The organism is Natrinema sp. H-ect4 (genome assembly GCF_041894845.1).
Taxonomy (GTDB): domain Archaea; phylum Halobacteriota; class Halobacteria; order Halobacteriales; family Natrialbaceae; genus Natrinema.
Genome location: NZ_JBHDYC010000006.1, coordinates 203,753 through 226,250 on the forward strand (window position 1 = coordinate 203,753; position 22,498 = coordinate 226,250).

General features: G+C 64.7%; 21 protein-coding genes. 13 read left to right on the forward strand and 8 right to left on the reverse strand.

The annotated features are described in order from the left end of the window. Positions 1-101: 101 nt before the first annotated feature. Complete coding sequence (locus tag ACEWFR_RS10195; protein ID WP_374060921.1) at positions 102-614, forward strand: FxLYD domain-containing protein; 513 nt, start codon at positions 102-104, stop codon at positions 612-614. A gap of 77 nt (positions 615-691) precedes the next feature. On the opposite strand, the gene ACEWFR_RS10200 is transcribed toward ACEWFR_RS10195, so the two are convergent. The 3 genes from ACEWFR_RS10200 to ACEWFR_RS10210 all read right to left on the reverse strand — a co-directional run bounded on the left by ACEWFR_RS10200 (position 692) and on the right by ACEWFR_RS10210 (position 3,164). Continuing rightward, entirely contained in the window at positions 692-1,039 is a 348-nt protein-coding gene (locus ACEWFR_RS10200) for a hypothetical protein (protein WP_374060922.1), read from the reverse strand. A 146-nt stretch (positions 1,040-1,185) separates the two neighbouring features. Next, positions 1,186-2,064, reverse strand: coding sequence for a PspA/IM30 family protein (locus ACEWFR_RS10205; protein ID WP_374060923.1), 879 nt, complete (start codon positions 2,062-2,064; stop codon positions 1,186-1,188). A 242-nt stretch (positions 2,065-2,306) separates the two neighbouring features. Beyond that, on the reverse strand, positions 2,307-3,164 hold the full coding sequence (locus ACEWFR_RS10210) for a winged helix-turn-helix domain-containing protein (protein ID WP_374060924.1): 858 nt from the start codon (positions 3,162-3,164) through the stop codon (positions 2,307-2,309). A gap of 128 nt (positions 3,165-3,292) precedes the next feature. Between ACEWFR_RS10210 and ACEWFR_RS10215 the strand changes: the two genes are divergently transcribed. Both ACEWFR_RS10215 and ACEWFR_RS10220 read left to right on the forward strand, forming a co-directional pair. Further along, positions 3,293-4,849, forward strand: a complete 1,557-nt coding sequence (locus tag ACEWFR_RS10215) for a M23 family metallopeptidase (RefSeq protein ID WP_374060925.1) — start codon at positions 3,293-3,295, stop codon at positions 4,847-4,849. Between the two features lie 75 nt (positions 4,850-4,924). Next, on the forward strand, positions 4,925-5,545 hold the full coding sequence (locus ACEWFR_RS10220; protein WP_374060926.1) for an alpha/beta hydrolase: 621 nt from the start codon (positions 4,925-4,927) through the stop codon (positions 5,543-5,545). A gap of 126 nt (positions 5,546-5,671) precedes the next feature. On the opposite strand, the gene ACEWFR_RS10225 is transcribed toward ACEWFR_RS10220, so the two are convergent. The 4 genes from ACEWFR_RS10225 to ACEWFR_RS10240 form a co-directional block, all read right to left on the reverse strand. Continuing rightward, on the reverse strand, positions 5,672-6,094 hold the full coding sequence (locus tag ACEWFR_RS10225) for a DUF6069 family protein (protein ID WP_374060927.1): 423 nt from the start codon (positions 6,092-6,094) through the stop codon (positions 5,672-5,674). 217 nt (positions 6,095-6,311) lie between these two features. Further along, positions 6,312-8,165, reverse strand: a complete 1,854-nt coding sequence (locus tag ACEWFR_RS10230) for an ATP-binding protein (protein ID WP_374060928.1) — start codon at positions 8,163-8,165, stop codon at positions 6,312-6,314. Between the two features lie 56 nt (positions 8,166-8,221). Continuing rightward, entirely contained in the window at positions 8,222-9,013 is a 792-nt protein-coding gene (locus ACEWFR_RS10235; protein WP_374060929.1) for a cellulosome anchor protein, read from the reverse strand. Positions 9,014-9,148: 135 nt separating this feature from the next. Next, positions 9,149-9,778: an ArsR family transcriptional regulator gene (locus ACEWFR_RS10240; protein WP_374060930.1), complete on the reverse strand. Its 630-nt coding sequence runs from the start codon at positions 9,776-9,778 to the stop codon at positions 9,149-9,151. A gap of 510 nt (positions 9,779-10,288) precedes the next feature. Between ACEWFR_RS10240 and ACEWFR_RS10245 the strand changes: the two genes are divergently transcribed. From ACEWFR_RS10245 to ACEWFR_RS10260, 4 genes are all read left to right on the forward strand, one after another. Then, complete coding sequence (locus tag ACEWFR_RS10245) at positions 10,289-10,621, forward strand: hypothetical protein (RefSeq protein ID WP_374060931.1); 333 nt, start codon at positions 10,289-10,291, stop codon at positions 10,619-10,621. A 288-nt stretch (positions 10,622-10,909) separates the two neighbouring features. Next, the gene (locus tag ACEWFR_RS10250) at positions 10,910-11,095 is read left to right on the forward strand and encodes a hypothetical protein (RefSeq protein ID WP_098724358.1); all 186 of its coding nucleotides are present in this window, start codon (positions 10,910-10,912) and stop codon (positions 11,093-11,095) included. Between the two features lie 106 nt (positions 11,096-11,201). Beyond that, on the forward strand, positions 11,202-11,459 hold the full coding sequence (locus ACEWFR_RS10255; protein WP_374060932.1) for a DUF1059 domain-containing protein: 258 nt from the start codon (positions 11,202-11,204) through the stop codon (positions 11,457-11,459). Continuing rightward, positions 11,434-11,973, forward strand: a complete 540-nt coding sequence (locus tag ACEWFR_RS10260) for a hypothetical protein (protein WP_374060933.1) — start codon at positions 11,434-11,436, stop codon at positions 11,971-11,973. The genes ACEWFR_RS10255 and ACEWFR_RS10260 overlap by 26 nt, the downstream gene beginning before the upstream one ends. 70 nt (positions 11,974-12,043) lie before the next feature. Here ACEWFR_RS10260 and ACEWFR_RS10265 read toward each other — a convergent pair whose 3' ends face one another. Further along, positions 12,044-13,321: a DNA double-strand break repair nuclease NurA gene (locus tag ACEWFR_RS10265; RefSeq protein WP_374060934.1), complete on the reverse strand. Its 1,278-nt coding sequence runs from the start codon at positions 13,319-13,321 to the stop codon at positions 12,044-12,046. 126 nt (positions 13,322-13,447) lie between these two features. Between ACEWFR_RS10265 and ACEWFR_RS10270 the strand changes: the two genes are divergently transcribed. From ACEWFR_RS10270 to ACEWFR_RS10295, 6 genes are all read left to right on the forward strand, one after another. Then, entirely contained in the window at positions 13,448-13,726 is a 279-nt protein-coding gene (locus ACEWFR_RS10270; protein ID WP_374060935.1) for a hypothetical protein, read from the forward strand. A gap of 138 nt (positions 13,727-13,864) precedes the next feature. Beyond that, positions 13,865-15,418, forward strand: coding sequence for an HTTM domain-containing protein (locus tag ACEWFR_RS10275; protein ID WP_374060936.1), 1,554 nt, complete (start codon positions 13,865-13,867; stop codon positions 15,416-15,418). Between the two features lie 55 nt (positions 15,419-15,473). Continuing rightward, positions 15,474-17,057 (forward strand): 2,3-bisphosphoglycerate-independent phosphoglycerate mutase, encoded by a 1,584-nt coding sequence (gene gpmI / locus ACEWFR_RS10280; RefSeq protein ID WP_374060937.1) that lies wholly within the window; start codon positions 15,474-15,476, stop codon positions 17,055-17,057. 105 nt (positions 17,058-17,162) lie between these two features. Beyond that, the gene (locus ACEWFR_RS10285) at positions 17,163-18,902 is read left to right on the forward strand and encodes a histidine kinase N-terminal 7TM domain-containing protein (RefSeq protein ID WP_374060938.1); all 1,740 of its coding nucleotides are present in this window, start codon (positions 17,163-17,165) and stop codon (positions 18,900-18,902) included. A 167-nt stretch (positions 18,903-19,069) separates the two neighbouring features. After that, positions 19,070-19,489, forward strand: a complete 420-nt coding sequence (locus ACEWFR_RS10290; protein ID WP_374060939.1) for a hypothetical protein — start codon at positions 19,070-19,072, stop codon at positions 19,487-19,489. Positions 19,490-19,766: 277 nt separating this feature from the next. Beyond that, positions 19,767-22,397: an alkaline phosphatase PhoX gene (locus ACEWFR_RS10295; RefSeq protein ID WP_374060940.1), complete on the forward strand. Its 2,631-nt coding sequence runs from the start codon at positions 19,767-19,769 to the stop codon at positions 22,395-22,397. The last annotated feature ends 101 nt before the right edge of the window (positions 22,398-22,498 follow it).

The window sequence follows — 22,498 nt, forward strand, 5'->3', positions numbered from 1 at the left end:
GTGACTCGAGCGCTTCAAGGCCTACACTGAAATGCGTCCACGGTGTCGAACCGATACATGCACGGTGACGGAACGAACTCGCGGACAAGCGCTCGGCGGCGATGACCGGGGCGGAACCGACGAGCAGGCGGCGAGTACTCGCGACACTGGGGTCAGGTATCGCGGCCGCGGCCGCGGGCTGTCTCGGCGGTAACGGCGGTCTCGGCGGCCAACCGACCTACGAGGACGGCACCGTTAGCGGGATCAACGAGAGCAACGTCTCCAATCGGTCGGCGAGCGAGATGTCCACGGCAGCGTCGCTCGCCCAACAACAGCCCAGCAGCGCGGTGACGCCGCTCAATCCAATCTCGCTGCGCAGCCACGAGTTCGTCGTCGAGAGCGGCTATCTCGGCTCGACGATTCAGGGAACTGTCGAAAACACGGGAACCGATCGGATCCAGACCGTCGAAGTACGAACGCGCGTCTACGACGACGGCGGAAACATGCTCGGCCGCTATCTCGCCAGCACCGGCGACCTCAACGGCGGCTCGACCTGGGAGTTTCAGGTGATCGTCCTCGAGGCGCCGTCAGACGTCGCCAGCTACGATATTACCGTTCTGGGAACGCCCTCCTGACGGCCCTGAGCCGGGCCTCGAGTCGCCCACAGCGGGACGGCCTCTGAGCTATCGCACACGAGGGGGCCGAATCGGAATCACTCGGGCGACCCGTTCAGTAGTTCGTCGGCGACTTCCTCGTAGACCATTTCGGCGCTGACAGCGAGCGTGTACGCTGGTCGCCCCTTCCCCGTCGGCGACGTTTCCGCCGGACTGACCTCATCGACAAGGCCCTCGTCCTCGAGACGATACAGCGATCGGATCACGTCGGCCTCGGTGATCGTCCCGACGACCTCCGTGTCGACCTCGGGGAGGTGCCGCTGGCAGTGCTGTCGCAGTTCGTGCGTCTGAACCGGCGTCTCGTTCTCGCTGGCGAGTTCGGTGACCGCGAGCAGGATTACCTGATTGGTCAGCGAGACGGATTCGAACGGCGACTCGTTGCTCATAGTACACACTATATCATGAACGATGGTAACCGTTTCTCTCCCTCCCAGAGAGACAGAACGCAGTTCCTCGTCAGGAACGCGTGTACGCTCGCTGTCCGGCGGATCGATTGGCCCCTTCGCGGCCCGGTATCGTCAATAAATCCCGTTCAGGCGTTTTCTTCGTCCTGTAACTCCGCAAGTTCGGTCTCAACCTCTTCCTGATCCTCGCCCTCGAGTTCCGTGAGTTCCTCCTCGTCGACCTCTCCTCCGGTATCGGAATCGGGCGCGGCGTCGGACCCACCCTCGGATTCGACCGCCGCGTCGGTCTCGCCGGCGGCTTCGGACTCGCCCGCTCCGACCTCGGATTTGAGCGTCTCGAGTTCGGCTTCGACGCCGCTGTCGGTCGAGAGCTGCTCGAGTTCGCGGTCGATGGTGTCCTTGTCGGAGAGGACGTCCTCGAACGCGCCGGACTCGTGGAGTTCGTCCATCGCGGCGGCGCGGGCCTCCATGTCCTCGGTCTGCTCCTCGGCGCGCTCGATGGCGCGGCCAACGTCCTCGAACTCCTCGCCGGTAGCCGTCATCGCCTCGGAAACCGTCGAACTCGCCTTGGCGGCCTCGTGGCGGGCTTTCATCGTCTCCTTTTTCGTCCGGAACTCCTCGATGCGGCTCTGGAGTTCGTCTTTCTGTTCGATCAGGCGGTCTTGCTGGTTCTGCAGGTCCGAGATCTGGCGCTCCAGGTCCTCGATCTGGTTCATCTTCGTCTTCTTCTTCTCGAGGGCCTGTCGCGCCAGATCCTCCCGGCCCTGCTGGACCGCCGTTCGAGCCTGTCCGTTGTGTTTCTCGACGTTTTCCTCGAGGCGACGTTTTTGCATCTCGAGGCGCTTTTTCTGCGTGGTCAGATCGGCGATGCCCCGTTTGACCTGCTGGAGCTGGTCGCGCATCTGCTCGTAGGAGTAGTCGAGCGTTTCGGTCGGATCCTCCGCCCGGTTGAGCACCGAGTTGAGCTTCGACCGGATGACGTAGGAAGTCCGAGAGAGGATGCCCATACTCGCAACGTATCGTTCCCCGGCCTTAAAAACATCACTTCGGTAACAGTCCGCGACGAACGGAACGAACCCCGCAGTGAGAGCCCGGCGCTGTCCCGGTCCGGTCTCGTCTCCGAGGCACCTGAGACGCTGGCGACTCACGTCGCGCTCGCGGTGATATAGTAGCCACTGAACGTCACTGCACACCTAATCGCACGACTACGTTTCGATCAGTGTGTGAATCGTTTCAGTGGCTACTCTAGTTATCGGTCAATGGCGACCGACCGAACGGCAAGCGCCTCGTCGACGACGATCGTGGCCGTTCCCGCTTCGTCCTCGACTTCGAGCGCGAGCCGAACGGGGTCCCGGGATTCGACCCACGTCGTCGGCGTCGGCAACTCCCAGTCTGGACGCTCGAGATCGACGCCGATATCGCCGAGTGCACTGGCGACGCGATCCTCGAACAGCAACGGTGAGAGCGGTTCCACGCCGACCAGAAACGGGCAGGTGTCGCACGCGATCTCGACCGGAGTATCGTCTGCAATGTCGTCGAGAGGAACGTTGACGGTCGTCGTTCCCGCACAGAACGGACACTGTCCGTCGCGAGCCAGTCCGATATGGTATCTGGCGCGGCGGGCAGTCGCTCGAGCGACTGCCCGAGCGCTTCGCCCCGCGAACCCGTTTTTCGGGAACGGATACGTGAAGCCGGGCCAGTCATCACACGCCGTACACTCGACGGAGACAAATCCCCGGTCGTACCGCAGGATCGCCGCCGAGTCGCACCGCGGACACGTCGAGTCGATCGCCGTCGGTTCGTACTCGAGGCGCTCAGTCGGTCGATGCGCGAGCACGGCCCGGTACAGCGCCGTCACGCTCGCCGTCGGAACGTAGCCGTCCTCGACCTGCCGAACGTACACGCCGCGGAGCTTGTCGAGGTGGTAGTTGAACTTCCCGCTGTCACGCATCCCGACCGCGTCCATCAGCTCCGCGTACGATTTCGGGGCCGTGTACACCGCGTGCCAGTCCTCGAGCAATGTCAGGAGGATCTCGAGACGGATCTCGTGGTCGAGCAGCGAGAACGCCTCCCGAACTGTGGCCTCCGTCCGGTCGTCCGGTTCCATGCGTTATCGTAGTCCCGACAGCCCATTGACCGTTCCGGACAGGCGTGCGACAATAGAGGTATGCTAACATAGCTGGTGAACTACAGTTCACAAAGCGATTACGTGCCTTTCGCCCCATGGTCGTATCAATGACTGAACGGAGGACGATAGCCGAATCAACGCTCGCCTCACGGCTTCGGGGCCGCCTCCGCTCGTTCGAGCCGATGTACCTCGCACTACTGGGGGTGCTGGCCCTTCCTAGCTACATCTTCGACTCGCTGGCCGTCCTCGAGGTCTTTGAGGTATTCTTCCTCTTTTTCCTCTGGCCGTTCGTCTCGCCGCTGCTGGATCTGGCGCTGCGACGCGGGACCGACGAGGGGCGCGAGGAGCCGACCGACTGGCTCCACATGGGGAGTTGGCGGGAGTACGCGGCATGGTTCCTGACGATGCCACTGACGTTTCTCAACCCGCTCGTGCTGGCCCAAGACCTCTCGCAGTGGCTCGGGACCGCCGTCGCGTTCGTCCGCCACCGCGGGACGTTCCCCGACGTCGAAAGCTACGATCAGCAGGTGTCCTACCGGCTCCCGTTCGACGGCACCTGGACCGTCGTCAACGGGAGCTACGACCATGACTACTCCCACTCGTGGTTCCCGGTGACTCAGCGCTACGCCTACGACTTCGTGATCACCGACGCGGACGGGCGGACCTCCCCCGACAGCTCCGGATCGGCGGTGGACTCGTACTACTGCTACGACGAACCGATCCTCGCTCCCGCCGACGGCGTCGTGGTCGACGTCTTCGATACCGACGTCGAGTCGCCCCGTGGCGGCGGCCTCTCCCATCCACTGAAACGGGACATCCGCGGGAGCTACGTCGTGATCCAGCACGCCCCCGACGAGTACAGCTGTCTCGCCCATCTGGTCCCCGGCAGCGTGGCGGTCTCCCCCGGTGACCGCGTCGAACGCGGACGGGAGATCGGCCGCTGTGGCCACTCCGGGAACTCCTCGGAGCCACATCTCCATTTCCAGCTACAGGACCACCCCCGCTTCGAACTCGCGGCGGGGCTCCCGATCGCCTTCGACGGCGCCGACGCCGAGTGGCCGGGCGCGAACGCGGCGATCGACGACCCGCAGCCCAGCGGGGCTGACGACACTACTAACGCTCCACTCGAGGACGCCCCCGACGCCGGCCGCACGTCCCTCACGGCCGGCCAACGCGTCGCACACGTCGAACCGACCGACGGGGCCTCGAGTCCGGAGCGGGACGACACACTCGATATCACGGCCGAGAGCGACGCAGCGCAATCGACCGCTGGTAGCGGCGGGCGACTCGCCGCAACGCAACGCGCCGCGTTCGGAGCCTGCGTCGGCGGCGCCGTCGCCGTCCTGGGGCCGATCTTCGTGTCCCGGTCCGCCGTTGCGCTCTTGCTGGTCGCCGGGGTCGCGATCGCGGTTGGCTGGCGCGGCTGGGTCGCAGTCCGCTGGAACGCCGCCGAGGGGCGTCCCGGCGGCCTCGGCATCGCGATCGGCCTCGGACTCGTCGCGGTGACCGTCCGGTTTACCGGGGCCGGAGCGTCCCTCGAGATCGGAACCCAGTCGCTCGGTGCCCTCGCTCTCCTCGCCGGCTTCGTCGCCTACGCCGTCCTCGGCGAGTACGAACGGCACCGCTTGCGCGAGTCGTTCCCGACCGTTCGGGTCCGGACCTGAACACGGCTCGGACCGCCGGCTCGAGTCCGCCGCCGACGGCGGGGATTGATTAGCGCCGGTTCGGAACGACCAGACATGAGCGACGTCCTGCTCCCCGGCGGTCGCGACGTCCGGGGGACGCTCGAGGAACCGACCGACGAGCCGCGGGCGATCGTCGTCGCCTGTCCGCCTCATCCCCAACAGGGCGGCTCGCGGAGCGACGGGCGGCTCCGTGCGGTCTCGGCGGCGCTTTCCGAGGTGGGCATCGCCTGCCTGCGGTTCGATTACGGTTCGTGGGACGAGGGCTACGGCGAGCGGGAAGACGTTCGCAACGCCGTCCGATGGGCCCGCGAGGAGTACAACGGTGGCGACGACGGGCTTCCGGTCGGACTCTTCGGCTACAGCTTCGGCGCGTCGCTGGCCCTGCTCGCCGCGGCCGACACCGACCCCGACGCCGTCGCCGTCCTCGCGCCGACCGCGCGACTCGCCGACGACCTCGACGCGCTCGCGGCACTCGAGTCGCTCGAGGCCCCTGTCCACGTTTGCTACGGCGAACGGGACGCGACCGTCGACTGGGAACCGATCGTCGAACGGGCGCGAGAGCGCGGCGACGCGGTCACCGCGCTATCGGGCGATCACTTCTTTGGCGGCGAGCACGACGAAATCGCGGGCGCAGTCGTCGGGTTTTTCGAGCGGACGCTGCTCGAGTCGGCGTGACGGCGCGACGACCGGTCACTTACCGGACGCTGTTCCCCGTCCTCAAGGGGGTGGCGACCTGGCTCGAGTAGTAGTAGCAGCCGCAGTCGGGAGAGCGACTCGAGCGGGTGAACGGTGAGAGTACCGTCAGTTCCGGAGATCGGTTAGCGCTCCCACGCAAACGACCGCCGTCGCGACGTGCATCGCGCCGAGGATAGCACCGGTAACGAGGCTGCCACCGGGCTCACTGGGAATAACGGTGAAATCGGGTACCAGCGAGAGGAGAAGGACGATCGCCGCGACGGCTGCGAACAGTCGATCGGGATCGTCGGCGACTCGCGTGAGGACACCGTATGTCACGGTCGCACCGACGACGCCGAGGGTAGTAAACAGCGAGACGGGGGCGTAATTCAGTGCCATCAGCTCCGGGGCAATGTCGCCGGTGTTCGCTCCGAACACGATGAGCCAGTTGATAAGCAGTGACAGGACGAGCGCTACCGCCCCCGATAGCGCGATATCTCTGAGGGATCGATTGCTGGACGATGACGGGGGATTCGGGTCCGTATTCATATCCTCGTATGCAATTCAGGCGGCGAAAAGCATTCTGACGGTATTCATATATTGATCGACCAGCGAAACGGGAGCGTCCACGAGAGTTAGATGGTGTATTTCCTACTCCGAGACTACATCTCGGAGTGGGCTGAAGCTGGGTTGTCAACGAGCAGCCGTTGTGAGCGGCCGTTTGGAGAGTGTTCGTCCGAAGGATCTCTCGACAGCGCCGACACACTCAGTCCCGGCCGTGCCGGGTCAGACACTTCGGAAGCCCGATCAGTTCGACCGGTTCCGAGTTATCGGGCGAGTAGACGACCATCTGCCCCTTCTCCATGTAAGGAACTTTGGACTCGAGGTTGCTGGGAATATTCACGCTCTTGATGGCCTCCTTGTCGCCGAGGTTCAACACGACTGTGGTGTTGATCTGTTTGAACACGGCGTCGTGGATATCCTGCGGGTCCTGGGTGATGAGAAAGAGGCCGAGGCGCTCTTTCCGGCCCTGTTTGGCGGCCTCGGTGAACTTGTTGATCACCTTCCCCGCCTGCACGGAGTCGGCGTCGGTCAGGAAGTTGTGAGCCTCGTCCATCCCGAGGACGAGCGGCGTCTCCTTGATCCGGTCATAGTCCGGATCGTTCGAGAGCTTCTGGTCGATGATGAGCGAGGAGACCGCGAGAACGATGGCCTCCGTCGCTCGAGTGTCGTTAATATGGTATGTTGGGACCACGGTGAGCCCGCCGGGGCGGACGAACTCGTGGACTAGGTCGGTGATCGGCCGAGCGTCCTGATCGAAGACATGGCCGAAGCCGAGCACGCGCCGCCGGACCGCGTCGAAGGTCGCCTCGTGGACTCGACCGGACTCGTCGAGTTCCTCGCGCAGCGCGGGGTCGTCGAGGAAGGTGGTGAACTCCTCGTACGTTCCCTCGGGGCCGTACTGCTTGCGGAACCGCGGCAGGAGCACGCTGACGAGCGCGCCGTACTGGTTGTCGTTCAACCCGCTACCCGCGACCAGCCACGGATTGTCGTGGACCATCGCGAACGGAATCGTGAACTCGACCTGCTGGGCGCGGTGGTGGCCCGCGGCGTACGACGCCGAACCGACCTTCGGAACGAAGGCGGTCGTGTCGTCGTGGCCGCCGTAGGCGATGTCCTCGCGCTCGAGGCGACGCGCGAACTCGTCGTCCAGATCGGGGTTGTCGTCGTGCATCTGGGCGTACTCGTCCTGCGGATCGAACTGGACGACGGCGGGGGTGACCTCGCGGCCGTCGTCCATCGGATAGGTCTGCTCGTCGTCGAGGTATTGACGGAGAATGTTCTTCGCGCCGTGGGTCTTCCCCGAGCCGGTCCCGCCGGCGATCAGGGAGTGCCGGAAGACGAGGGGATCGCCCGCGTCGTAATCGTCTTTCAGCCGGTAATCGATGGTGGGCGGAGTGGCCGCGGTCCGCACCTTCTCGCCGCCGACAGAGAGGTGGCCCAGAAAGACGCCGTCGTCGGGCATCTTCAGCCCGGTCTTGATCTCCTCGGTGTCGTCGGCCTGCCTGATCACCGTCTTCGGTTTCGGCACGCGGTCGGTCATCCGTCGTTTGAGTTCGCCATCATCGTCGTAGAGCACTGCCACGGGCTCGAGGCTCGCGACGAACTTGTAATCGGATTCGTCGATTTCGTCGGTACGCATCGCCCGTCGGGCGTGGATCTCCGTCGCGTCGTCGGCGTGGTACTGCTGGGAATACTCAAGGCCCGTAATGCGACAGAACAGCGTCTCACCGTCGGGATAAGGGGCGAGCAGGTAGCTTCCGATACGAATCGACGAGCGGTTGCCCTGGGTGACGTAGGCGCGCAGCGTCGTCTCCTCGCCGTCCTCGTCGACGCGCAACCCCTGGGAGACGCAGATCGCGCCAATACCGACGTCGTCGCCGCTCGGTTCGACGGTTGTCGGTTCGAACTCGTCGACCGTCTCGTCGACGGTCGAACTCGTGCTTCCGGATTCTACGGATCCCGAAGACGACGTCGACGAGCCGGCTCCGTCGGCTGCCGCGCCGTCTCCGGAGTCGACGTCGCCGTTGAAATCGCCGAAGTCTCCCAGATCGCTCATATGGACTTCATCCGGCCCATCACTGAAACCCGTTTCCCTCCAGCTGGGCGGAGTGTTTATTTGGGGGGACCGTCACGAGCGGCTGTCAACCGGAGCACCGCGAGCGCAATGGCTAGCAGCGTGATCCCGATCGTAAAGCCGGGAACGGGCAGATCATCCCCGCTATCGGCCGCTTCAGCGCCGCCACTCGAGTCGTTCTCACTCCCACCCCCCTCGGCCTCGAGGTTCAGTTCGTCGGGATCGGGGTGGTCGAACGTCTCGAGCGGTTCGTCGCCGCCGTCGATCGAGACGGTCACGGATTCGTCGACGACGGCGATCGGCCAGTCGCCCGTGAGAGTGACGTCGGTCTCGTCGAAGGAAATCGTCGTCTCGCCGGCGGGTGCGTCGTCGGCAACCCGAACGGACAGGGTCACGATCGTCCCCGCTCCGGTCGTCCCGCCCGCGGCCGGCTCGCGGCGCTGCTCGAGGACCGCCGTCCCCCGCTCGTGAGCGATTCGTTCCGTCGTCCGGATTTCGGTCCCGTCACCCTCGAGCCACGGGCCTCGTTCGACATCGGTGATCGCGACGTAGTCGGGATGGTACTGAGCGGCCAGCGCGACTCCCGAAACACCCTCGCCACCGTGGCCGCCCTGACTCCGGAGGATAACGTCGATCTCGATCGTCTCGCCGGGCGCGGTCTCGATCGTCCGCTGCTCCGGCGAGAGGATCGCGACCTGATCGATCGCAGCGGCCGTTCCCGCGACGCCCGTCATCGAGAGAACGAGCAGGACGGCGAGACCGATACTGACAGCGATGCGAGCCACGCTCGTCGGGAGATCGCGCTCACCGCCCTCGCGTTCGGGTGGCATTTCACGTCCGTCCTACGCGGGGGAACGGGAACACTGTACCGTTCTGGCGACCGAAAACGCGAGCGGCGTGCAGACTGGTGGCTCGAGTCACAGCGGGAGAAGATCGAACGGTCGAGGTCCCGGAACGGTCGACGGCTACTGAACGATCGAGACGATGTCGTCGGAGCGCGTAACCAGCTTCGACTCGTGATCGTAGTCGACGACGCCGACGTCCGACAGCGCGGGGAGGTGGGAGTGGTGCAGCGCGACCGCCGCCCGATCGGGATCGGGAAACGGCCCCCCATCGTGTGCGCTGAGACGAGCCGCGAGTTGCTCGATCGAGAGCGGGCGGCCGTCGTCCTCGAGGGCGGCCAGCAGGCGCATCCGGACGGGGTCGACGACCGTCTCGAGCAGCCCCTCGGCGCGGTCCGTCTCGCATAGCTCGAGGAGGACGGAGAGGTCCGCGGGGTGAACCGGCGATTCGTCCACGAGCGCGACGCCGTCGTCGTCCCAGTCGACGATCTCGTCGTCCACGAGTCGCGGCAGGTGATTGTGGACGAGGCTGATGCGAACGTCGTGTCGCGCCTGGCCGTTCGAGCGAGAGGGTTCCGTTCGGTCGATCAGTTCAGTCGTCAGTTCCGGCAGGGAAAGCCGCGCTCCCCGGGTCCCGAGGACCTCGAGGATCCGAAGTCGGCGGGGATGGCGAAGAATCTCGTAACACTCCGTCGGAACGTCAGAGAGTGGATCGGGCAGGGTGTCGCCGCCGAGGTGTGCGTCCGAACTCATTACCCTACCAACCTCTGCAATGGGGATAAGATCCTTTCCAAAACAATTTGGGTCGGAAAATCGACTGTTACTCGCTTAACAACTGGGTAACGCAGTGAACTGCCCGTCAACAGTAAATAGAGGAAATTGCTGTTGGTTACGTGAACGGTATTTTATGAGTTGTTTTCTACTAGGAATACCGTTCCCGTCATCTTCTACTCTCAGAGTACGATCAGTATACCGACCACCTCGGCGTCGACCGCCATCGGAAACCCGAGCGCATAGTCGGGTGCTTCGATCACCGTGACCGGTTCCGAGGGAGTCCTGACCGAAACGAGCGAACGACCGCGGGTCGGCTACCCCGTAGAACCCTCGCTGTCGGCTGGAGACACCGATCACAGATAGTAACGACTGAAACGATTTACACACTGATCGTACGACGGGTGTGTGCTGCCGTTCGGCCGCCGCGATGATTCTCGTCGCTCGAGTGATAGCACGGTGTTTTTGCGCCCGCGAGCCGTACACTAACATATGCTTATGATACGCGGTCGTGCCGGCGGAACGGAGCTCACCGGTACGCTGTACGAACGGGGCGAACGAGCCCCCTCGTTCCGCGGCGCACCCGACGAAGACGCCGCGTACGTCTGGGTCTGTGACGAATTCTACGAGGTCGACAGCGGGGGGTCGACCCAGCTGGTCGACGGCCGGGAGGTGAATCTCGCCTTCGAGTCACCCATGCCCCGCGGCTTCGACACCCGCGAACGCGCCGTCGAGGGAGCCAAGGAACACGTCCGGACGCAGTTCGCCCGGATCGGAATCGACCCCGACGATGTCACCCTCGAGGTCGAGAAAAACGACGACTAATACTCGCCCGTGGAGTCCGGTTTTCGTCTCCTGGCGGCGTCCTCGAGCGATGCGTGGCGTTCCAGAGTGATACCGTCGCTTGCGTATCGAGGGCCATAGCTATGCCACTCGCATGCGTATAAATATCAATTAGTAGAGGCGAAAACTCGCCGCTCGACGATATCGAGTTTCTCGCACGCTCGGATCATCGATCCGCCGCGTGCCGCCAGACATATCCTCTCGACCTACCCGGAGCACTGTTCCGAGCCGCTCGAGAGCGGGGATCTCGCGGTTCGAGTCCACGACGACGTGCCGCCGTACGGAACCGCTCTCTTCGATCAGCGAATCGGGATCAGTGGCCACAATCCCGTCAGCGGGACGGTTCGGGCGTTGATCGATACCGACGCACCGGAAACGTTCGAATGGGCGGAATCGACGTACGAGTCCTACCGGCGCGACTCTCGGCCGCTCGTTCCCGAACCGACCGCGGAGTGACCGCCGGTCAGCGTCCGCGCGGCGGTCACCGGTTGCGAAAAACCCATCGGATGCCTACACGACCCTCCGCATCGTAGTCTCTCTCGCCGGGAGGCGAAACGAGACTATGGCAAACGATCTGCAAACGGAAGACGGGACGACAGCACTAGAAGTAGCGTGTGACACGGCGGTTTCGGGCTGTGTCTTCCGCATGCGTACCGAGGCGGACGACAGGGAACGCTTGCTCGAAATCACGCGAGAGCACGTGAAAGAACAGCACGGGAAAACGTACTCGCTCGAGGAGATCGACGACCAACACGTGAACGAGGTCGCGGTCGAACTCGAGATGGGGGAGACGAATGAGTCTGAAACGAACAACGACTGAGCGACACGGGACCGACTACGTGCCCGGACGAGGGCTACGGATCGGGTCCCTCATGATGGCGCTCGCGGGCGTCGCGTTCGTCGGGTACGGGGTCGTCTTCCTCGCCAGGGCGTTCTTCGGCACCGGGTTCGAACTCGGCGTCACGACGTTGAACGGAGTAACCCCGGCGGAGCTCGACGCGATCGATCCCGCGATCATGCACTACATCAACCACCTTCACGTCGCGACCGCGGCGTTTATCATCGCCACCGGGATCGCCATCGCGGCGCTCGCGTGGTACGGCGTCCGGAGCGGGCAACTGTGGGCGTGGGCGACGGCGATCGTCGCCGCGGTGGTCGGGCTGGCCCTGGCGCTCCCGATGCACTACGCCGATCTCTTCGCCCACGACTGGGTGACGCACCTCGGGCCGATCTACCTCGCGACGATCGTGTTCGTGGCGGGGGCCGCACTCGCTTTCCGGGGAGTGCAATCCGAGTCTCGGACGGCGGAAACCGGCGGGAACACCGAGGCCTAGTGGCCCGTCCGCTTTTTCGGTACTCGATCGGTCGGGTCGAACTGAACGCCGATCGCAGAACCCGCGTCGTTCAGTAGGGCTGTTCGTCCCACCGATGATCGTCGTAGGTCCGATCCTGTGCCGCGTCGAAGCGCTCCTCGAGCGTCTCGCGGAGCGACGCCTTCTCAGCGTTGCTGATCCGAGCGAGTTCGTCGGCTTTCGCGACGATCGTCGGTGGCCCGTGGGCGACGGCAACGTTCTGTAACAGTTGCATCGTCAGCCGCTCGCGCGTCTCCGGATCCTTCGTGAACGCATAGGGTGCCTCGATCCGATAGCAGAGATCGTCGCGTGGATCGTAGAGGATGAAGAAGGTGACCTCGTAGGCCTCGTGCTCGAGGCGTCGCTCGACGCCCAGCGCGTCGCCTTCGGCCGACAGCGGCCGGTCGACGCCGCCTCGAGACCGGAACCAGTTCGTATACGTCAGCGCCGAGGTATCCCGCTCCCAGCGATCTCCCTCGATATCGTCGACGTACTCGCCGCGCTCGAGCAGGCGAGTGAAAAGCGCCGAGTCGTCGCTCCACGGGACGCTAACATCGATATCTCGTTTGGACTTCAGGGTCCGCGTGAGGACGCGCGTCGCGGGATTCTTGACGAAGCCGACGAGCGGGACGCCGCGTTCGACGAAGTCCTCGACCAGCCGGACGTAGTTCTCGAGGACCGTTGTCGGTCGCGGATCGTCGAGGAGGAAGTCGGCGAGGTCGGGGTGCTGGTCTGCCCAGCGCAGCAGGCCCCGCGGGTACAGCGGGCCGTCGAGGACCAGCAGGTCCGAGACCGCTTCGGCGTGATCGAGAGCGTGGGTGCTCTCAGCGAGGTACAGCGCCAGCGCGTGGACGACGCCCTCGGCAAAGCGGGGCAGCGGCGGGATCTTGACCGCGCGGCTCCGGCTATACCCCTCGTCGAACTTCCCCCACGTCTCGTCGACGGTCATCGTCTCGTCGTTGGAGTGGACCGTCATCACGGTCGTTCGCGACCGGTGGCAGTCGAGATCGCTCGGGGTTGTGCTCATCGCCGCCTGCGCGATGTCGATGACGAGTCCGTTCTTGAACGTTGTCGGGTTGATCGTCCCCGCATCGAGGCCGTGTTCGGTCGGGAACTCGCGGTCGCGCAATGCGACCGCCTCGCAGTCGACCCGCCGTCGCGCCTGCTCGTCGACCGGCTCAAGGACCGTCCGTCCGTCGTAAACTAGGGGGTCGAGGAACTCCGCCCAGACCGTCTCGGCGAATGCGCGGCGGTCGCGCTCGTCGGTCCCGTGATCGATCCGCCCTGCGAGCCGCGCGATGCCGTCGAAGTGGACCGGATCGAGCGTCATGACAGGTGGCTCCCACCCGACCCGCAAAAAGCCAGTGGTCGCCACTCGAGCGAACGGGAACTCGAGACCGAGTAAATTACTATCAGAAAACGTATGTATGGGCGCATCGAGTCCGGAACTATCTCGATGTCCGAGCGAGAACCGGCAGCCGTCACCCGCGACGATCGCGCGACCAACTGGCGACAGGACAGTTCCGGCGTCACTCTCTACGAAGAAGGGAATCGCGACGCCTGGATCCGCGCCGACTTTGAAGCCGGCGTCACGCCGGAACACCGGCTGTACATGATCTGTGACGAGTGCGGTGGCGTGTTCGCACAGCGAGTAAAGCCCGGAAACGGAACGACATGTGGCGATTGCGGTGCGACGTTCGAACACGACGAGGACGCGACTCGGTCATCGCACTGACGGAACACGGCGGCCGGACTATTTTGGGTCTTCGACCGACAGCGGCGAGCGTGACGGCGACGAGAATCGAAGTTTCAGTTAACAACAAACTTATGCCGGTCGGTACGAGACCCGAGAGCGAACGGTCAATAGTAGACGATGTCTCAGGCCACCTCTACGAACGCGCGTGATCGAGTGACGGATACACTGGATCGGGCCGCAGGTGCGATCGAGCAGCGATTCGAGATCGATCTCCGAGCGCTGGCCGCGTTCCGGATCGCGGTCGGGACGCTGCTGATCGTCGATCTGTTGTTGCGCTCACGGAGCCTCACGGCGTTCTATACCGACAACGGCGTCCTTCCTCGAGAGGCGCTGTTCTCCGATTACTCGTCGGTCTACTCCCTCCACGCGATCTCCGGTGAGGCGTGGGCACAGATTCTCCTCTTTTTCGTCGCGGGCGTGTTCGCGTTCGCCGTGCTCGTCGGCTATCGGACCAGGCTCGCGACGATCGTCTCGTGGCTCCTGTTGATCTCGCTGCACGTCCGAAATCCGATGATCCTCAACGGCGGCGACATCATGTTGCGAATGCTCCTCCTCTGGGGAGTCTTCCTCCCGCTCGGAGAACGGTGGTCGATCGACGCTCGCCGGATCGAACGGGACCGGGTGACGGTGTCTTCGGTCGGAACGATGGCCGTCCTCACGCAGGTGTTGCTCATGTACGCGACCAACGCCATCCACAAGAGCAGAAGCGACGCGTGGATGTCGGGGAACGCGGTCGTCGAAATCTTTCAGGCCGATCAGTTCACGATCTTGCTCGGCAACGCCATCGCGGATCAGGTGCCGCTGTTGCGCGCGTTCACCCACCTCTGGATGGTACTCATCCTGCTCTCGCCCTTGCTCATCGTACTGGTCGGCTACCGGCGGGCGGTGTTCGCGTCGCTCTTCGTCAGCATGCACCTCGGCATGTTCGTCACGATTCAGGTCGGCCTCTTCCCACTGATCTCCGTCGCCGGACTCCTCCTGTTCTATCCGTCCGCCGTCTGGGACGACCTGACCGCGATCGCGACTCGAGTCGGGATCACGCCGCGACTCCACGGCGGCCTGATCCGGCTCCAGCGAGATTTCCCGCAGTTCTCGCTCCCACTGCTCAGATCGGTTCGGGAGATCGTCCCCTCCCCCGCCGCGATCACGTCTCGTGGTCGGGTCCTGTTCTCGACGGTCGTGCCGTGGCTCTTCCTCGTTCTCGTCGTCCTCGCCAACGCGCAGGCGGTCGACTACACCGAGGTCCCGGACCCCGCCGAACAGGTCCTCGAGACGGCCCACGCCGAGCAGAGCTGGCGGATGTTCGCCCCGAACCCGATCTCCAACGCCCGGTGGCTCGTCGTACCGGGTGAACTCGAGGACGGGACGGAAACCGACGTCCTCCACGGGTCGGCCGTCGACTGGGACAGACCGCCGTCGGTCGACGAGACCTACGAGACCTCGCGGTGGCGCAAGTATATCGCGACGATGCGCTACACCAGCAACGAGAACCACCGCTCGTACTTCGCCAACCACCTGTGCGGGCGCTGGAACGCCACCCACGAGACCGGCGTCGATCGGCTGACCATCTACGGACTGACCGATCGAGCCGGCCCGTCCGAAGACCCGGACATCGCGAAGTACGAACTACTCGAGTACGACTGCTCGGGCGAGTTCATCCAGAACGACTGACTGCCATCTCGCGGACAACGACAGCTAGTTAGGCCGCGCCGGAATCCGAACAGACATGGAAGCTGCGCTGATCGTCCTCGACGGCTGGGGGCTCGGTAACGGTGACAGAGATGCGGTCGCCGCGGCCGAGACGCCGGTCTTCGATCGACTGTCGGAATCGGGTGCGTACGGACGGCTCGAGGTCGCGGGCCGCCGCGTCGGCCTGCCCGAGGGCCAGATGGGCAACAGCGAAGTCGGCCACCTCAACATCGGTGCGGGGCGCGTCGTCTATCAGGAGTACACCCGAATCTCGGACTCGATCGCGGACGGCTCCTTTCGGGAGAACGACGCGATAAACGGGGCGTTCGAGCAGGCTCGCGAGAACAACGGGCGCGTCCACTTCGTCGGGCTCGTCAGCGACGGCGGCGTCCACTCCGACCACGAGCACCTCCACGCGCTGATCGAATTAGCGGCCGACCGCGAGGTCGAGGCGGTCACCCACGCGATCACCGACGGGCGGGACACCTCGCCGACCGGCGGTCGAGAGTATCTCGAGACGCTCGAGGACGTCGTTGCGGAACACGGTACCGGTGACGTCGCGACGGTCTCGGGGCGCTACTACGCGATGGACCGCGACCAGAACTGGGAGCGGACGAAGCGGGCCTACGACGCAGTCGTGTCCCGCGAGGCCGAGTGGACCGCCGAGTCGGCCGTCGACGCCGTCGAGGAATCGTACGACCGCGGCGAGACCGACGAGTTCGTCGAGCCCACCACGATAGACCGGCAACCGGCGCTCGAGGACGGCGATTCGGTCGTCTGGTTCAACTTCCGGTCCGATCGGGCGCGGCAATTGACTCGGATGCTGGCGGACATTCGGCCCGAAGACTGGGCCGAGCAACTCGAGACGAACCCGCCGGACGCAGAAGTCGTGATGCTGACCCAGTACGACGAGACGTTCGATCTCCCCGTGGCCTACCCGCCGAACCAGCCCGAACAGGTGCTGGGAGAGGTGCTGGCCGACGCGGGCCGAACCCAGCTTCGAATCGCCGAATCCGAGAAGTACGCCCACGTCACCTACTTCCTCAACGGCGGCCGCGAAGTCGAGTTCGACGGCGAGATCCGGAGAATTGTCGAGAGCCCCGACGTGCCGACCTACGACCTGCAGCCGGAGATGAGCGCGCCCGAAGTGACTGACACCGCGATCGAGACGATCGAGGGCGAGGCGCGAGCGGAGCGAACGCCTCGAGAAAGCGAGCAAGGAGGGACGACCCGCGAGCAGAGCGATGATCCCGACGTCCTCGTCCTCAACTACGCCAACCCGGATATGGTCGGCCACACCGGGGACTACGAGGCCGCGATCGAGGCCGTCGAGGCCGTCGACGCGCAACTGGGTCGCCTGGTGGAGACGCTCGAGGACGCCGGCGCACACGTCCTCATCACCGCAGACCACGGCAACGCCGACGATATGGGAACCGAGGAGGACCCCCACACCGCGCACACGTACAACGAGGTTCCGCTGGTTTACGTCGCTCCCGACGGCACCGCGGGAGGGCGGACGGTCCGCGAGGGAGGCACCCTCGCAGACATCGCGCCGACGATGCTCGAGGTGATCGACCTCGACCACCCCCCCGAGATGACCGGCGAATCGTTGCTCGAGTAAGTGGAGCGGGCACATTGAGCGGTTCCGGTTCGACGCGAAACGAGCGCGGATCGCGGAACCGACTGGCCACAACACCGAAGGCGCTGTACTCGTACTCTCAAGTAGATGTGGACGGTTCCGTGGCCGGCAGCCGGCTCTCTCCTGTCGGGAATCGGAACCCTGCTGTTGCTCTGGTATCTGCGCGAACACCGCGGGAAACCCGGGGCGAACTGGTTTCTGCTGGCGCTCGTCGCACAGGCGCTGTGGTGTTTCGCCTACGGGATCGGACTGTTCGTCTTCGACCCCACGCTCCGCTGGGTCTTCGAGGTCCTGACGTGGATCGGGATCGTCTGGACCGGCGTGCCGTTTCTGGCCTTCGGCCTCGAGTACACCGGTCGCGGGAGCCTCGTCAGAAGCCCGTGGTTCGGCCTGCTGGTACTCGTCCCGGCGCTCACGACGGGGCTGGTCGTCACGAACCCGCTGCACGAACTCGTCTGGAGCGGGTTTCGGGTCGACCCGGTCTTCGGTGCGGCGACGGTCGCGTACGAGCCCAACGCGTGGGCGTTCTTCGCGATTATGATCGGAACGGTCTTCGCGGCGTCGGGGACCATGCTCCTGTTCGATACGGTCGTCAGCTACGGCCCGCTCTACCGACGGGAGGCCCTCGCCGTCGGTCTCAGCACGCTGCCGCCGGGCGTCGCCTTGCTCGTCTGGTTCTTCGGACTCGGTCCCGTTCCCCAGCTTAACCTCTCCGCCGTTTTGTTCCTCCCCCACGTAGTCTTCGACGCCTACGCGTTCGTCGGCGGCAGCATGTTCACCTACAGCCCGTCGGTCCGGCGCACGGCGGACCAGTCGGCCGTCGAAGACCTCGAGAACCCATTTCTCGTCGTCGATCCGGACGAGCGGATCGTCGACTGTAACCCGGCGGCGGAAGCCCTGTTCGACATCGCGGAACCCGCCGTCCTCGGGGAGCCGCTTGAGTCCGCGACCGGCTTGACCATCGACGACGGGGGGACGACCGTCCGCACGCACGGCGATCGCGGTGACCGACGGGAGCTCGCGGTCTCGACGTCCCCGCTCCGAGACGAGTCGGGACGGGTCGTGGGACACTCCGTTATCCTGCAGGATATCACCGACCAGCGGCGACGCGAACAGCGCCTCGAGATCCTGAACCGCGTGTTGCGTCACAACCTCCGAAACGACCTGACGGCCGTCCGGGGCTACGTCGGCATCGTCGCAGATCGGACCGACGACGACGAACTCGCGGACATGCTCGAAACGGCTCGCAACACCGTCAACGGCGTGATCGAAACGAGCGAGAAGGCCCGCAGCTTCGAACGGGCGATCGAGACGACGGGCCATTCGCCCCCATCACTGTCCGTCCGCGACGTGCTCGAATCGATCGCAACCGACCTCGAGGCCGAGCGGGAGGGACGCGTCGAGATCGACGTCCCCGAAGATCTCGCGGTACGGGCGAACGAGGACCTGTTCGTCCTCGCGTTCGCGAACCTCATCGAGAACGGGATCGATCACAGCGACGCCGCAGACCCCCGCGTTCGAGTCGAATTTGACGGTATCGGGCCGGACCGAACGGCCGTTTTCGCCGTCAGCGACGACGGACCCGGAATCCCGGATCACGAACTCGCCGTCCTCGAGCGCGGCGAGGAGACATCGCTGGAACACGGCAGCGGGCTCGGATTGTGGATCGTTTCCTGGGCTATCACGGCGCTGGGCGGAGAGCTCACGTTTGAGACGGACGAGGACGGGACGACCGTCGCCGTTCGCCTCCCGGGGGCCACAGACGGGCAGTCAGCGAAAGCGGCGGATCGCTCCGAGGCGGTGGTGTCGGACGACCGATCCATCTGATCCGGCGGTGCGGCGTCGGGTTCGTACTCGATACGCACTGTCCGACCGCGGTCGTCGCCGACCGACCGTGGAGTTCGGTACCGGACCGGACGGGTCTCGAGAGGTATATACCACACATACGAAGATTCACTATTCGGATCGGAGTTGTTCCGTCCGAACCGCTTCAGATGTCCCAGAGTACTTCCACCACCGACGCGGACGAGTCAGTTGTCGACGCGTACGTTCTCGGCGTTCGCATCGTCGAGTCCGAGACGGCCAACGACGGGCCGCGGTACCGATTCGACGCGCCCGACCACACCGAGATCGCGTTCGACGACCTCGAGATGGCACGCCTCTACGCCGACGTCTACTTCGACGTCAACGGCTTCGTCGAGGAGGGGACCGGTGAGCGCGGCGTCCCGCCGGAGGTCGTCCAGGCCGGCAAGGACACCCTCGCCGCGTACCTCGTCACGTGTCCCTGGTCGGATGTCAACTGGGTCGCCTCGTTTTACGGTGCCACGCCAACCGAGATCGAGCGCTACCTCTCGTGGGTTCGCGAGCGTGCCGCCGAGATCCGATCCGAGGCGGCCGAACGAGGCCTCGAGTAGGCCCGCGACGGTCCGCAGTCACGAACGACTCTTTTTCGCTCCACCGTTGCACTCGATTCGATCGATTCACCGATCAGTTGTCGAACCATCCACCATCGATTTGGCCGACTGCCGGACTCATCGTCCGAACGGTGCACACCGTTTGCCTATATATCGACCAGTAGTCGTTAGAGCGCTCGATCGACTATAGTATCAGCAGTAGACTGTTAGGTTCTATACTGTTCTACGTGTATCTATTATAAAATCTCATTAATTAATAAGGGGTTGCTCCGCTTGCATGGTCGAATTTACCAGGCGGAACTTGATGGCATCGTCAGTCGCGGCGGCCATCAGCACTGGAGCGGTCGGCGTCGCCGGCGCACAGGACGGCCCCAACGAGCACGAGACGCTGGACGCACCGTACATCGAGGGGAGCATCAAGCGGTTCTCGACGACGGCTCGAGGCGCGGAGGTCACGGGCCCGTTCGTCTTTGAGACGGGCGAACTCCTCTACAGCGTTCAGCATCCGAGTCGTGACAACCCGGAACCGTTCGATCAGGCCGGAGTCGGCGTCTTCGAGGGGTTCCAGTTCACCTTCAACGGGAGTAACGACGACTTCGCCGAACTCGAGCCGCCACGCACCGAGCGCGAACAGGGGCAGGTGCTCTCGGCGGGTGGCGAGTACGCATACCTCGTCCAGGAGGGAGACCCGATCAACGGCGGCACCGAGAAGTGGGGCCATCCCGAGACGCCCGACGGAACGGATATCGCCGATATCGTCGGCGAGAGCTACGAGGGCGTTGGCCACAACCCCGACATGAACTTCTTCGTCTCGACGACCGATGACGGCACCGAGGGCTACCTCTTCACGAACAACGAGACTACGCCCGGTGCCATCACGCGGACGCCGATCAGTCGGACGGACGGCAGCTGGGATGCCGACCTCGAGAACGCGGCCGAGATCGAGAACCAGGCAGCGTTCCGCGACATCGGCGGCACGAAGATCAACTGCTACGGCGATCTGAGTCCGTGGGAGACGCCCCTCTCCGCGGAAGAGGACTACGGCCATCCGCGCGTCAACGGGCTCGCGACGGTCAGCGACATCGTCGAGCAGGGCAGCGGCGTCGGCCTGCGCGGAGGCAGCGAGTTCTACAACCGCCCCAACATCTCCGAAGTCGGGGACGCCCTCGAGGACATCTTCGGCGACGACGCCTGGTCGCCGATGGGGCTCTGGGCGAACAGCGGCGTCGAGAAGCTCGCCTACTATCTCGGTGCCGAGCCCGTCGACCGGACGGAAGCGGGCAACACGCGAACGCCCATCGACGACGAGTTCCCCAACCGCTATCGCTACGGCAAGATCGTCGAAATCGCCGACCCGACCGCCGAAGAGCCGACGCCGGTCAAACACCACGTCTTCGGTCGGGCCGCCTGGGAGTGTCCGGAGGTTCTGCCCGACGAGCGGACCGTCTATCTCGCCTCCGACGGCGGCGCGAAGGGGATCTACAAGTTCGTCGCGGACGAGCCGATCCCCGAGTACGACAGTCGAATGGACGTTCGCGGGACGCTGTTCGCTATGAAAGCGAGCGAGATCGGCGAGGGGCCGGTCGCCGAGACGGATCTCGAGGTCGAGTGGCTCGAACTCGGCACCGCGAGCAATGCCGAGGTCGAGTCCTGGATCGCCGACTACGACGACATCACGCAGGTCGAGTACCTCGAGACTCACGCCGAAACCGACTGGGAAGACGACCTCGAGACCGCACTCGCGGAAGCCGATGAGGAAGTCGCGATCAACGGCAACCGGGACTACATCACCGACGAGGAGATCGTCGAGTGGGCGGCTCAGTACGAGGAACGCGGTCCCGACGGCGTCGACGAAGAGCTTCGCCGCGTCCCCTTCCTCGAGACCCGAGCGGCCGCCAAGGAGATCGGTGCGAGCATCGAGTTCAACAAGGCCGAAGGGATCGACTCCCACGACGAGGCCGAACCCGGCGACTTCATCTACTTCGGCATCTCATCGCTCGGCGGCTACATGACCGACGAGCAGGGCGAACTCCGATTCGACGAGGTCGAGAGCGGCGTCCTCTATCGCGCCGAACTCGAGGACGGGTACGACGTCTCTCGGCTCGAGCCCGTCGTCGTCGGTCCGAACGGCAGCGACCCCGAATCCCTGAAAGACGTCTCGCTCATCAACGTCGACAACGTCATGATGATGGACGACGGCCGCGTCCTCCTCTGTGAGGACAAGGGAAGCTTCGGCCGCTCGTACCCCAACGACGCGATGTGGGTCTACGAGCCGCCGACGTCGCTACACGTCGACTCCGTCGCCGTCGGTCAGGGGGAGACGGGAGCCGTCGATCTGACGCTCTCGTCGGTTCCGGACGGCCTCGCCGGCGGTCGCGTCACCGTCAGCCTCGAGCACACTGACGTCGCCGAAATCACGGGTGCAACGTACCACGACGCGATCGAACTCACCGCCGGCCCGACGATCAGCGACGACGGATCGACGGTTGCGTTCAAATTCGCCGATCTCGACGACGAGATCGAGCCCGGCGCAATGGACGTAACGCTGGCGAGCGTCGAACTCGAGGGCATCGGGACCGGAACGACGGATATCACGGTCGACGTGCAGGCGCTGGACGACGACGACGGAGCCGCTATCGAACCCCAGCGCCGTCCCGGCGTGGTGGTTACCGGCCCACCGCCGATCGGTAGCGGGCCGGGCGGTTCCGGCAGGGCACCAACCGATCCGGACGGCGACGGCCGATTCGAGGACAGCAACGGCAACGGCCGACTCGACTACAACGACGTCGTCTTGCTGTTCGATCACATCGAGGACGACTCGGTGACGCTCAACGCCGACGCCTACGACTTCAACGAGAACGGCCGCATCGACTACGACGACATCGACGAACTGTACGACGAGCTGTGAGGCGGATGGAACGACCGGACGCCGATTCGGCCACGACCGCACGGCGGAGCCGAACTGACGAGTCGGCTTCGATCGGGTGGCCGAGATCACGGCGGCGGACG